The sequence below is a fragment of the Nostoc sp. TCL26-01 genome, assembly GCF_013393945.1.
Classification (GTDB): domain Bacteria; phylum Cyanobacteriota; class Cyanobacteriia; order Cyanobacteriales; family Nostocaceae; genus Trichormus.
In genome coordinates, this window is record NZ_CP040297.1 from 4,048,902 (window position 1) to 4,062,063 (window position 13,162).

8 protein-coding genes are annotated in these 13,162 nt (G+C 40.4%); all 8 read left to right on the plus strand.

Annotated features, from left to right (window positions below; all coding sequences use genetic code 11):
• The first annotated feature begins 186 nt into the window (after positions 1–186).
• The 8 genes from htpG to hpsE (FD725_RS17755) all read left to right on the plus strand — a co-directional run bounded on the left by htpG (position 187) and on the right by hpsE (FD725_RS17755) (position 13,133).
• Positions 187–2,157, plus strand: a complete 1,971-nt coding sequence (gene htpG, locus FD725_RS17720; RefSeq protein ID WP_179049358.1) for a molecular chaperone HtpG — start codon at positions 187–189, stop codon at positions 2,155–2,157.
• Positions 2,158–2,407: 250 nt separating this feature from the next.
• Positions 2,408–2,644: a 50S ribosomal protein L28 gene (gene rpmB / locus FD725_RS17725; RefSeq protein WP_179049359.1), complete on the plus strand. Its 237-nt coding sequence runs from the start codon at positions 2,408–2,410 to the stop codon at positions 2,642–2,644.
• 591 nt (positions 2,645–3,235) lie between these two features.
• Entirely contained in the window at positions 3,236–8,200 is a 4,965-nt protein-coding gene (gene hpsA / locus FD725_RS17730) for a hormogonium polysaccharide biosynthesis protein HpsA (RefSeq protein ID WP_179049360.1), read from the plus strand.
• A gap of 168 nt (positions 8,201–8,368) precedes the next feature.
• The gene (gene hpsB / locus FD725_RS17735; RefSeq protein ID WP_179049361.1) at positions 8,369–9,115 is read left to right on the plus strand and encodes a hormogonium polysaccharide secretion pseudopilin HpsB; all 747 of its coding nucleotides are present in this window, start codon (positions 8,369–8,371) and stop codon (positions 9,113–9,115) included.
• A gap of 44 nt (positions 9,116–9,159) precedes the next feature.
• A complete protein-coding gene (gene hpsC / locus FD725_RS17740) occupies positions 9,160–10,164 on the plus strand; it encodes a hormogonium polysaccharide secretion pseudopilin HpsC (RefSeq protein WP_179049362.1) in 1,005 nt (334 codons plus the stop codon).
• A 39-nt stretch (positions 10,165–10,203) separates the two neighbouring features.
• The gene (locus FD725_RS17745; RefSeq protein ID WP_179049363.1) at positions 10,204–10,848 is read left to right on the plus strand and encodes a type II secretion system protein; all 645 of its coding nucleotides are present in this window, start codon (positions 10,204–10,206) and stop codon (positions 10,846–10,848) included.
• Between the two features lie 303 nt (positions 10,849–11,151).
• Complete coding sequence (gene hpsE / locus FD725_RS17750) at positions 11,152–12,123, plus strand: hormogonium polysaccharide biosynthesis glycosyltransferase HpsE (protein WP_179049364.1); 972 nt, start codon at positions 11,152–11,154, stop codon at positions 12,121–12,123.
• On the plus strand, positions 12,120–13,133 hold the full coding sequence (gene hpsE / locus FD725_RS17755) for a hormogonium polysaccharide biosynthesis glycosyltransferase HpsE (protein ID WP_179049365.1): 1,014 nt from the start codon (positions 12,120–12,122) through the stop codon (positions 13,131–13,133). Before hpsE (FD725_RS17750) ends, hpsE (FD725_RS17755) begins: the two co-directional genes overlap by 4 nt.
• Positions 13,134–13,162: the final 29 nt, after the last annotated feature.

Genomic DNA, 13,162 nt, shown 5'->3' on the forward strand with positions numbered 1-13,162 from the left:
GTTCTTGATTAGTTAAATTTGTAATTAAGTTTTTTCCTATCCCCCATTACCCATTACCTCTGTTCTATAACTAAGTAGGGTAATCCGCATCTGTTATGTTCAGATATTACTGATTCACTGATGAGTGACAGCTTGGCGAACAGCCGTTAAAATCCTGACTGATAACACTTTTATTAATTAAAAGCCATGCTGGAACAAGGCACTATCAGTATTCATACCGAAAATATATTCCCGATTATCAAGAAGTCGCTATATTCCGACCATCAAATTTTCTTGCGGGAACTTGTATCTAACGCTGTAGATGCCATCCAAAAGCTGAAAATGGTATCTCGCGCTGGGGAATACGCCGGAAATGTGGATGAACCGGAAATTCAGATTGCGATCGCCAAAGATCAAAAAACTCTCTCCATCACCGATAATGGGATCGGTATGACAGCAGAGGAAGTGAAGAAATATATCACCCAAGTCGCTTTCTCCAGTGCTGAAGAATTTATTCAAAAGTACCAAGGCAAAGCAGACCAACCTATTATCGGTCACTTTGGTCTGGGTTTTTATTCCTCCTTCATGGTGGCGCAAAAGGTAGAAATTGATACCCTATCTTACAAAGAAGGCGCACAAGCAGTTCATTGGACTTGTGATGGTTCACCAGAGTTCACCTTAGAAGATTCATCCCGCACAACTGTTGGTACGACAATTACCTTAACTCTCCTACCAGAAGAAGAAGAATACTTAGAACCATCACGAGTTAAGAATCTTGTCAAGACTTACTGCGACTTCATGCCAGTACCCATCAAACTGGAAGGTGAAGTCATAAACCAACAAAAAGCAGCTTGGCGGGAATCTGCTAATAATCTCACTCCAGAAGATTATCTAGAGTTTTACCGCTATTTATATCCTTTCCAGGAAGAACCCCTGCTGTGGGTGCATTTAAATACAGACTATCCCTTCATTATCAATGGGATTTTGTACTTCCCCAAAATGCGCCCTGATGTTGATGTCACCAAAGGACAAATCAAATTATTCTGTAATCAAGTTTTTGTCAGTGATAACTGTGAAGAAATCATTCCCCAGTTTCTCACACCAATGCGGGGTGTGATTGATAGCACAGATATTCCCCTGAACGTATCTCGCAGTGCCTTACAAGGCGATCGCACAGTCCGCAAAATCGGCGATTATATTGCTAAGAAGGTAGGCGATAGACTTAAAGAACTGTACCGCGACAACCGAGAACAATATATCAGCGCTTGGAAAGACTTAGGGACTTTTGTCAAGTTCGGTGTTCTCAACGACGAGAAATTTAAAAAACAGGTCGAAGACATCATCGTTTTTCGCAGCACAGCCAAACTTGAGGAACAAGCGGCGGCAACTCCCGCAGTTGAAGTACAATCCCAAGAGGGAGATGTTTGGCAAGATGTCAAACCTGCTGCCACATCTGGCACACCTTACACTACCTTAAAAGAATACCTAGAACGCAACAAAGAACGCCACGAAAACCGGGTATTGTACAGCACCGATGAAGCCAGCCAAGCCACTTATATCGAACTGCACAAAAACCAAGGCTTAGAAGTCCTGTTTATGGACTCCTTCATCGACACTCACTTCATTAACTTCCTGGAACGGGAATACAACGATGTCAAATTTACACGGGTAGACTCAGACTTAGATAATACCCTACTAGAACAAGACAAAGCTGGAGAAATCGTTGACCCCACAACCAACAAAACCAAGAGTGAGATTATCAAAGAATTATTTGAAAAATCCCTCAACAAACCCAAAGTCAACATCCGCACAGAAGCATTAAAGTCTGATGATCCCCAAGGTACACCACCGGCGATCGTTCTCCTACCAGAAATTCTCCGCCGTCTGCGAGAAATGAACGCCATGATGCAACAGCAAAATGCCGAATTTCCCGAAGACCACATTTTACTAGTGAATACAGCCCATCCCCTCATTCAAAATCTCGTCAACCTCAATCAAGGTACAATCATTCAAAGTGACACCCAATCACCCACAAATCCCCTAGTTAACTTAATTTGCCAACACGTTTACGATTTAGCACTCATGTCCCAGAAAGGCTTTGACGCAGACGGCATGAAATCTTTCGTCGAACGTTCCAATGAAGTACTCACCAAACTGACACAACAAGCAAATAGCTAGCAACCTGTTCAACAAATTCCTTTGTGTCTTTGTGCCTTTGTGGTGAAAAAAAATCATTTATCTAACCACAGAGACACAGCGAAAAGTCGGAGCGGAGGTTTCCTCCGTAGACGCTTTGCGGCTTGCCGCAGGCATCTGAACTTTTCAAGACAAAGACACAGAGATATTTTGCATTGGCATCACTAATATTCGTGCTAGAGCTTCTAAAATAGAAAGGCTGTACTTGAATTCTCACCTGGAGATCCGCATTATGTCTCGTCGCTGTGACCTAACTGGTAAAAAGGCCAACAACGCCTTTGCAGTTTCCCACTCCCACCGCCGTACCAAACGCTTGCAACAAGTTAACCTCCAAAGCAAGCGCGTTTGGTGGCCTAGTGGTAATCGTTGGGTAAAACTGAAGCTATCCACCAAAGCTATCAAAAGCCTAGAAACCAAAGGCTTAGAAGCAATGGCAAAAGAAGCTGGGATTAACCTCAATCATTACTAAAATTCTCAAGTAAGGTATGGAATATCCTGGTTGTATTTCCTGGATAATTTCCATCTCCTTTGAGAGTTTTACGTAAGTGTATCCCCCTTCCTTTCTCAAGGGGGTAGTAATTCGGATAAATTTCCTTTTTTTAGAAAAATTTTGGGTGTATTCTGATCTCATAAAAATTTATCAAGAATATTTACTTAATCAACCTTCTCTTGTCGAGGAGGTTTTTCATTATTTAATCTTATTTTTGCTTTAGTGACATATTTTATTGTCTAGTTGGGTAATATAAGTTCATCTAAATAGGGATATCTTCATAAAGTCTGCTGCCCATGAAATACCTTTTTATCAAAGTAATGTAAATTCATGATGCTGCTATCTTTGCTAACTCATGAGTTAAATATTTTGATAAAATTCAGTATTTACCGAAAAAACTCAAAACCAAAACAATGATATAAAGTAAAAAATCAAAATTGGGAGTTAGTAAAACAGTTTTCTAGAAAAGAAAATAACTTTAAAATGTGCCTTTAGATTAAATCTATAGGCATAATTGTCAATTGCGAAAAAAGATAATTCTGTAACAAAATAGTTGACAGGAAAGCAGTCATGCCTATCAAACGCCAGCTAATCAAGACAATAAAAAAAAGCTCTAGGAAATTTAGAAAACAATATTTATTACCAATTAAAAAACAGATTATTTGGCTACTACGCACGTTTTTTGTCAATAGAAGCAAGCGTAGTACAGTTAACGCTGGCTTTGTTTTACCCACAGTAGCAATGGTAGCGTTGGTAGTTGTTTTGCTAACCACAGCAATTTTATTTCGGTCTTTTGAAAGGGCAAAAAATGCTAGTAATGTGCGGGTAAATGAAGTCGTGTTGAATGCAGCAACACCAGCCATTGATCGCGCTAGAGCTAAAATGGATGCTCTATTTGAAGATCCTACGCTACCAAGAGGAACTCCCTCTGATAGTTCTTTATACGAAGCATTGAAAAGAGATAGATATAAGCTTGGTGATGAAATTCGCTTAAAAATGGGTTTCGATATAGATAATAGTGGTACTATCTCTCAGCCAACGAGCAGTACAACATTAGAAAATGATGAAACATTAAAAACAGCTTGGAAATATGCCGTTGACACAGATAATAATGGACTAAAAGATACCATTACGCTCTACGGTATATTTTTCCGTTCACCCACCAGAGATGCCACAACAGGAAATTTTAATCGTAAACGAAATTCCTTAGAAGCTAGAACCCCACCTATGGATAATGCCACAACAAACCAGGCGTGCAGTAATGCCACTGGTTTTGCTAGTTTGGTAGGTAATTCTAGTTGGTATCGGCTAAATAGTGGAAATTTGGGGAAAAGCTTTTTTGTTTATGTTGTGAATGTGCCACTTACTAATATTGGTAGCCTGAGTACAACCGAATACGAAACTTACAAAGGCAACCAGAGTGTTGTTGCTTTAGAACTACAACAAGACCGCAGTCGTATTCCTCTACCAAATAATGCAGTTTGGTTTGAGAATGACTTAGAAATAATGATTGGTAGTACGAATTTAGCACTTAACGGTCGAATTCATACCAATAGTAATTTGCTAGTCGCTGAAGTTGGCGGGAATATAACTGTTCGACAAGTTAGTAGTAAAACATCGTGTTTTTATAATCAAGATAACGGACAGATTATTGTTGGCGGTAATGTTAAAAATGGTAGCTTCACATTAGCAAGTGGTGGTGGTGTTACAGTCGATCTTTTTAGAGGTTTTGGTAATAACATCACGACTGCTGACATTGATGGTACGAACAGATCGACAGGCGCTTCTAATAGTGCTGGTAACGTCGAATATAATGATGCGGCATTTAACCAACGCATCGCCGCGATGAAAACAGATGCGATCGCATTATGTACAAGTTGTAATAGCGCCACTACTACTAGTGCTTTCAAAACTGCTATTACTGGTAGCACTTACCCGGATGACATAAAAAATAATGCCAATAATAAAATTCTCAGTACTGACGATCTAGAAACAGCAAAAAATATTCTCTACGACGAAATGGAAATTTATCTGCGAAATCGCACCCGCAGAGTACCCTTTGCAGAAGTATCAGATGTCACAGGAGTAGGAGCGACAACAGGATACACCAGTTCTAACTTGGGTGATACCACTATTGGTGACACTCTCGCACCTCCAGCAAGCTGGAGAGAACCAATTAACTCCAGTAATCAGTTAACTGGTGCAACCACTATCGCCATGACCCCAGCTCAACTAAGAGCCACACATCCCAATTTGCAAAGGAGAGAAGGGGTTCAAACTGAATTAGGCGATCGCATTTTAGTAGGTAATAACCTCCCAGCAAAATGGGTACTTAATAACAAATATGTAGGTTCAGAAGCAAACCAGCCAATTTTCTCCAGTGGTACTACTGCCCAAGCATGGACGAGAAATGGTACAGAACCACAAACGCAAAGATGGCGAAACACCCAAATACAGGCACTTGCAGACTTAGGTCTATCTGACCGCAACGGCTTCTGGGAAGAAAACGCTGCTAAAAATCCTATCAACGATTTAGATAGTGTAGGTGGTGTCAGAATTGTTACCGGTGCAGGACTCTATGTAGACGGGCCGGGTAGTACAGTCAACGCTACAACTACGGCTTCGACTGGCCCATATTACCCCCGCACTCTTAATTCCTTTTTACCTGTACCAACTGCGGCTCCCGGTGTCACCCCAGGTACAGATGATGTACTAGTTTGGCCTGATACTATGCCCATGTCTAGCCCTGGAAGTAATCTTCCAGGCGATTTACTCATGCGGGCAACGGCTGTTTATCACTATAAAGTAGATTCGGGTAACGACCAAGAGCCGATTGCTTGTGTCAGTAGCTACTACGACCCCTCAGATGAAAACTCAAATAAAAATAAAACAGGTCTAACTGTTCCACCAGTACCACCAGCAACTACACCCACAACTGTTAACCTACCCTGGAACTCTGCTACTGGAGGTAAATCTAACAATGGTATTGTCTACAGTTACCCTACAGGCGGAAGAGGAACCTTTTATAACACCAACAAAGCTCGTTTAGAAAGACAAGCTAACTTAAAATTTCCCAATGGGCGTTGGGCTAATGACTCTCTACGACAAGCCTTAGTAAATTTAAAAGCTACCAATGCTGGTAGTTTACCCACCACAGTACCCAGTACAGGCTTACAGTTATCTGACTATTCAGCGATTGATACTGCGTTGTGTGCTATTTCAATTTTGAGTGCTGAAAACTCTTTTGTCGCAACCCCCACTAACCAACCTAAGCATGGTGCAATCAGTGAGTCTGCGTTCCTGGATGCGCGGGAAGTAAAGCAACTGAGTACACCAATTACATCAACTACATACAACGTAGACATTGAACAGCGTCAACCTCTAGAAGTTCGGGTCACAGACATTGATTTAAGCACAACAAATAGTATAGGTATAACTAACACGGCAATCACAGCTGATGAGTATCTTTTACCTTACAGTGGCATTGTTTTTGCCACTAGAGATGATGGCTTGCGTGATGAAAGTGTGGGCTATACCGAAGGCAATGTTCGGGAAGAATCCAATTCAAAGTTACTCAGTCCCACAGACTTTAGGCTTGATCCTCGTCGCCGTCCAAATGGCATTCGTCTAGTAAACGGAGGAACATTAGCTAGAACTAGTACAAATGTTCATAACTCTAAAGAAAAAGGTTTGATTTTAGTTACAAACTTGCCTGCCTACATTAGGGGTAACTTTAATTTGCACAGCACAAGCACTACTAGTGGGATTGAAGAATTTACCGAAACAGAAGCAACTACCAACTTCTACAATCGCAGTACCCGTAATGAAAGCTTTGCTTGTCGTAAAAACAGACCAGGATGTACTTTACCTGCTGGTGATACAACTGGCGACTTTTGGCGACCTGCAACGATTATTGCCGATTCCATGACATTACTTTCTACCAATTTTGTTGATGGTCAACGGAGATACGGCGACTACGATCTGAACAATAACACGGGTATTGCATTAGAAGATGGCTTAAATCCCACAGCTTTACCAGCGACTTTAGACGATAGAAGACGCAATCGTTTGAAAAATGGCTTCTGGGAGAATAACTACGCTACCAGTTCCCTATGGACAGGTGGTGGTAATACTCCTAGAACAGAAGCTATTCATTCTTATGTAGTTAATGGAGTCACACCAATTCAGCGCCGAGTTAATAGTCATCCTTTATATGTCATGGAAATGTGCCGCAAATTGTTAATTTCAGAGTGCGGGCCTAATGACTGGGTAGTCGGGTTTGATATAAACGGGGATGGTGATGTAGGCGATATAGCTTCATTTGATGTTAATGGTGATGGAACAGTAAACAGTAGCGACTTAGAAAGAGATATTAAGGCATATCAGTTAGGAAGAGCAACACTTGCTGCGGCTCCAAGCTCAACTAGCATCACTTCAACTTGGTGGAATACTACATACGGGACTGGTAGTAAGACAATCAGACAACGACTAGGAGCCGGAGATACTTCAAATGATAGGTTAGCTCTGCAAGGTTCAGTAGATCAAGATAGACGCTTTCCTCGTCGGGTTGCTTTTGCCCGTGATAATAACAACAACTTGGTTGAATCCAGTACAGGTATCTATAAACCGATGGGTGTCAGTTGTCCTCTAGACACGACAGGTAATACTTATAGCAATAATGGCTGTACCTACGGTACTGATTACGGTTCAACAAGCACCAGTACCCGCGCTCTCTGGTTTAGAACCACCACTAGCACAACTAACCCAGGAGACATAACAACAATTAGTTACGCAAGTGACAAACCACTCTTCTATTACCCCCCTATAGATGGCCCTGATGCTGGTACTGACCCTGATTTAGATGGTCAACCGCTTTTAGTACCAGTCTTGCAGATTCACGATGCAAATAATGTCCCTCCCAATTTAAGGGCAGATGCTACTACCATCGCCAATAGTGATGACTCTAGAGGTAGTTGGCTACAGCAAGGAGCTAACACGACATTCAACGCTACTTTTGTTATAGGCAATAGTCCCAGCAGGACAGATGAACTTTCAGCAGGGTTACAAAACTTTGTCAGGTTTTTGGAAAATTGGGATAGCAGAACAGCCAGAATTAGCGGTAGCTTTATTCAATTAAAACGAAGTGGCTATGCTACTGCACCAATTTCACCCATGTTTTCCAGCAGACAATCTACAGTTGCCACTGCTGCGGATAATCTCAGTTTGTTTGATTATGCTTTAGATATTTATCCCACGAAAAACAGCGACGGTCTATTACCAACTTACTCACCACCAACTAACAGAACTTGGGGTTTTGATGTCGGGTTATTGTCAGAGCAACCAGATTTATTTGCTCAAAGATTTACCTCACCTCCCACAAGTCGCCCGAATGAGTTCTTTAGAGAAGTTGGTCGAGATGATGCTTGGGTGAAAACATTACTTTGCGCTGGTGAACTGGGAACGGGAACGACATATGTAAATGCAGTTCCTGGTCAATATCGCCCCAGTGATTGTAAATCGATTCCCAACGATTAATATCTCAAGTCTGATAAATCTCTTGACTTACCGTTTTGATTGGTAATTGGTGATGGGTAATTGGTAATTATTTTTTGTTCCGATTACCCATTACTGATATCAACAAATCATTGAAGTTTTCGAGCAGGTGTGACATAAAAACTTGTCGTAAATACTGGGTAAATTGCCATGATTAGGAAACAAGCGAGTAAACAAAGGTTATACAAAAATAGGGTTAGAAAGAAAGCACTATCTAGTGAGCAGGGTTTCACTATTGTCGAGTCTTTGGTAGCAATCATTGTCGTGGGCATTTTGCTAGTAGCGATCGCTCCCGTCCTTTCTCTATCAGTAGCAACTCGTGTACAATCCCGACGGGTGGAATTAGCGACTCAAGCTGCTAGGTCATATATCGATGCAGTCAGAGCTAAAAAAATAGATTCTCCAACAGCAAGTACTGCTGACATATCAACATTTGCTGCTCCCACACCTTCAGGAAGTTTTAGTTGTAATACCAATTCCTACTGCACAAATACATCAACATCACCATTAAATACACCAACAAATTTGTATTGCATAGATTTCGATAATCTACCAGTTAGTACTGCTAGTCCTCCTGATCCTCCTAAATGTGAACATACTAGCTCTACAGATATGGTGATACAAGCTTTTCGCTACAACTCAGTTAGTGGTAGTACAGCTAGCAATGGATATATTTTAGGTGTAAGAGTTTACAGAGCTGATGCCTTTAAAAGCAGCATCAGTCTGAGAGCATCAAAGGACTATAACGATAGTCAGTCACTTACATTGAAAAAACAAGCAATTTTTACCGCAGGTATAGGTCAACGTATTACACCTCTAGTAGAAATGACTACAGAAATTAGTGACACTGTACCTAAATACAGCGACCTGTGCGCTCGTGTTGGTGGGTGCAATTAAATGTTGATTTTTTGTCTCTGTCAACAAAAGGAAGTCTCAGTATAATGAGTCCACTAAAGTTTATTCTCAGCCTACACTTAAAACATCAGAGAATTAAGACAACAAATAGCGGATTTACCTTAATTGAGCTATTGGTAGCTATAATTCTGGCTTTTTTAGTCATAACACCTTTAATGTTGTTTATGACTGGTCTTTTAGATAGCGATCGCCGAGAACAAGCAAAAGTCACTACTGAGCAAGAACTGCAAGCCGCACTAGATTACATAGCACGAGATTTACAACAGGCAGTTTATATCTACGATGCTGATGGGCTAACACGCGATCGCAATACTACCACTATTGGTTCTTCTGGAATTAGAGACCAAATACCACCAGTCAAATCTGCACCTAATTGTAGTGTCGGTACTGGTACTAATCCTAGTGTTTGCACCCCAGTATTGGTTTTTTGGAAACGAGAATTTGTCGAGGGTAGCGTTGGTGTTAGTTCTGCTACTGATACTGTAAAAAATGACGGCTATACCTATAGCCTAGTAGCTTATTACCTAATCACCAATCCCAATGGTTCTAACACTACATGGTCGCCTTCAGCACGAATTGGTAGATTTCAAATTCGAGGTACAGTTAATGCTGCTAATGCTAATGCTGTAGGCAACAATAGTAGTGCAGGGTATAATCCACCACCACTATCCGATACTATTACTGGTGCTAGCCTCAAGGAAAAGATGAACCAATGGCAAACTGCATTAACTGCATCGGACAATTATACTCAGCGTGTAGATACTTTGGTTGATTTCATTAGTACTAGTACTAATGCCCCCGCAGCAACTTGCTCTAGTGGACAACGTGTCGGAAATGATAGCAGTGGTAATGTTAGTGGCTTCTATGGCTGTGTCGATGCGACAGAGATACTAGCACAGGTTTATTTAAGGGGCAATGCTTTTGTTCGCCTATACAACAAAAATAATATTCCCTTCACTAACAGTGTTTCTGCTTATTTCCCCAATGTCAGTGTCCGGGCGCAGGGTCGAGGATTCATCTTTACCAAATAACCTTTGCAACTTCTTTAGCTAATCAATATAAAGGATAGTATGCACAGCACAGCTTTATTGAAGTTACAAAAATTTAATCATAAATTTCTTTTAACCAGATTCCAGCAGCGAAATAGATTTGCTCAAGCAGATGCTGGTTTTAGTATGATAGAAATAATCGCAGTAGTATTAATGATAGGTATATTAGCAGCGATCGCTCTACCTAGTTGGTCTGCTTTTATCAACCGACAAAGAGTCAATAAAACAAATGATGCTGTTTTAGCAGCCATCCAAGATGCACAGCGACAAGCCAAACAAAAAAAACTGGCTTACAGTGTTAGTTTTAAAGTTGAAAGTCAAATACCTAAAATTGTCATTCATCCAGATACAGAAGCTGCATCTTCTATAGCTAGCAATAGATGGCGGTCTTTAATTGGAGACTTAAGTATTAAACCTGGACAAGTTATACTTACAACAAATCTTAGCGGTAAAAACACTGTTGGTACTTCCTTTGATGATTTGAGTACACCACAAACAATTGCTTTTGATTACATGGGTACTCTGATAAATCCCAACTTTCCCACAGGTTCAACAGAAACGCCCGGCATCAAACTTGTTGCATCAAATGGTAATCTCAAGCGTTGCGTTATCATAAAAACCATCTTAGGTGCAACGCTTACCAAGAGAGATGCCGAGTGTGATTAGCTAAGTAGTTGATGTTGCTAATTGCTAACCAATACCCCATAAAAATACTGTACGATAAACTGTGTCTTCAAAGCAAAATTGTCATATCCCGGATTTCTCACGAAATTTATCAAACCGAAGTCCAGAGGCTGTAGGGGCGGGTTAACGAGATATTCGTGAATGATTGAAGCATATTTGTGAACCCGCCCCTACCGTTTTGTAAGAAATGCAGGATATGAGGTGCAGTTTTTTAGTCTTATATGTTACTAATTATGTTACCGACACATTGAGAAATCAACTCAATCCAATTGTCATCTATAAACAATGAATGCCAGCCTTGATTTTACCGTAGCTATACCGACATACAACGGCGCGAATCGCTTGCCTGAACTACTAGAAAGGCTGCGAAATCAAATCAACACTGAAAATATTGCTTGGGAAATTATTGTTGTAGATAATAACAGTACTGACAATACAGCCCAAGTTGTGAAGGCATACCAAGAAAATTGGCAGTGTCCTTCCCCTTTGAAATACTGCTTTGAAGCAAAACAAGGTGCAGCTTACGCTAGAAAAACCGGAGTAGAAGTTGCGGCGGGTAAATTAATTGGTTTTTTGGATGATGACAACTATCCAGTATCAACTTGGGTAGCAGCTGCTTATGCTTTTGCACAAAAATATCCCCAAGCTGGTGCATATGGTAGCCAAATTCACCCGGACTGGGAAGTGGAACCACCAGAAAATTTTGGTCGAATTAGTCCATTTTTAGCAATTGTCGAACGAGGTAATCAACCTTTATTTTACGACCCCATCAAAAAGCTGCTGCCTCCTTCTGCGGGGCTAGTTGTCCGGCGAGAAGCATGGCTAGAGAGTGTCCCAGAAAACCCGATTTTGACTGGTAGAGTGAGTGGTAATATGCTCACTAGCGAAGACTTAGAGATGTTGTGTTACATCCAAAAGGCTGGTTGGGAAGTTTGGTATAACCCAGAGATGGAGTTATATCACAAAATACCTAGTGGCAGATTAAAAAAAGAATATCTCATTCCTTTCTTTAGAGGAATTGGGCTGAGTCGCTATGTAACGAGAATGGCAAATGTCAAACCATATCAAAAACCATTCCTGTTTGTTCTTTACATGATTAATGACATCAGAAAGATTATTGTCCAAATTCTCAAGTATGGCACGAAGGTAAAAACTGATTTAGTCGTAGCGTGTGAAACTGAATTGTTTCTCAGTAGCCTGATTAGTCCTTTTTATCTATGGAAAAATGGTTATTTAAATAAAGCTAACAAATTATGAATGAACTCATAGAGAAAAATTTGGAAACATTAGATTTTACTGTGGCTATTCCGACGTGGAATGGTGCAGAACGTCTACCACAAGTTTTAGACAGACTTTTGACGCAAACAGGAACAGAAAATATCCGATGGGAAGTTATTGTTATCGATAATAATAGCAGCGATCGCACACCTGATGTTGTCAAAAATTATCAACACCAATTCACTCAATGTTCTTTACATTATTTCCTAGAAACCCAACAAGGACTAGCCTTTGCCAGACTCAGGGCTGTCAATGAAGCTAAAGGGCAATTTGTCGCTTTTCTTGATGATGATAATTTACCCGCATCTGATTGGGTTGTAGAGTCTTATAATTTTGGTAAAGACCATCCTCAAGCAGGGGCATGGAGTGGTCAGATACATGGTGATTTTGAAGTAAAGCCCCCAGATAATTTCTCACGCATTCAAGCTTTTTTGGCAATTCGAGAACATGGTCAACAAGCATATATATTCGATGCCAAAAACTTAAAATTACCCCCAGGTGCAGCACTTGTTATCCGCAAACAAGCTTGGTTAGAAAGTGTACCTCAAGAGTTAATTTTTAAGGGCAGAATCGGTAACTTAATGGTTGGTGGCGAAGATACAGAAGCCTTGCTACACATCTACAAAGCAGGCTGGGAAATTTGGTACAACCCCGCTATGCACATTGCTCATAAAATTCCCCATTGGCGATTTGAAAAAAAATATTTGCTGAATATAGCCCGTGGTTGTGGACTATGTATTTTCCAACTCAGACTAATTAATGCTAAGAAATGGCAGTCCCCAGTAATTTTACTAAAAACTATTTTTGGTAATCTGCGGAGAATACTGCATCATATTATTAAATATAAAAACAATTTACCTAATGATATAGCGGCACTTGTCGAATTTAATTTCTATTTAGGCAGTCTACTAAGTCCTTTCTACTTACTTGTATTCTATTTCCATAATTTAAGTAAAACTTCTGAAGCTACTAGCCAAAATATCGAATAAGTTGAAATTAGCTAACCATTCATAAAATA

What these genes read in the sequence shown, in the direction of transcription:
- htpG (WP_179049358.1), top strand. Translation starts at nt 187, where the DNA reads ATGCTGGAACAAGGCACTATCAGTATTCATACCGAAAATATATTCCCG.
- rpmB (WP_179049359.1), top strand. Translation starts at nt 2,408, where the DNA reads ATGTCTCGTCGCTGTGACCTAACTGGTAAAAAGGCCAACAACGCCTTT.
- hpsA (WP_179049360.1), top strand. Translation starts at nt 3,236, where the DNA reads ATGCCTATCAAACGCCAGCTAATCAAGACAATAAAAAAAAGCTCTAGG.
- hpsB (WP_179049361.1), top strand. Translation starts at nt 8,369, where the DNA reads ATGATTAGGAAACAAGCGAGTAAACAAAGGTTATACAAAAATAGGGTT.
- hpsC (WP_179049362.1), top strand. Translation starts at nt 9,160, where the DNA reads ATGAGTCCACTAAAGTTTATTCTCAGCCTACACTTAAAACATCAGAGA.
- FD725_RS17745 (WP_179049363.1), top strand. Translation starts at nt 10,204, where the DNA reads ATGCACAGCACAGCTTTATTGAAGTTACAAAAATTTAATCATAAATTT.
- hpsE (WP_179049364.1), top strand. Translation starts at nt 11,152, where the DNA reads ATGAATGCCAGCCTTGATTTTACCGTAGCTATACCGACATACAACGGC.
- hpsE (WP_179049365.1), top strand. Translation starts at nt 12,120, where the DNA reads ATGAATGAACTCATAGAGAAAAATTTGGAAACATTAGATTTTACTGTG.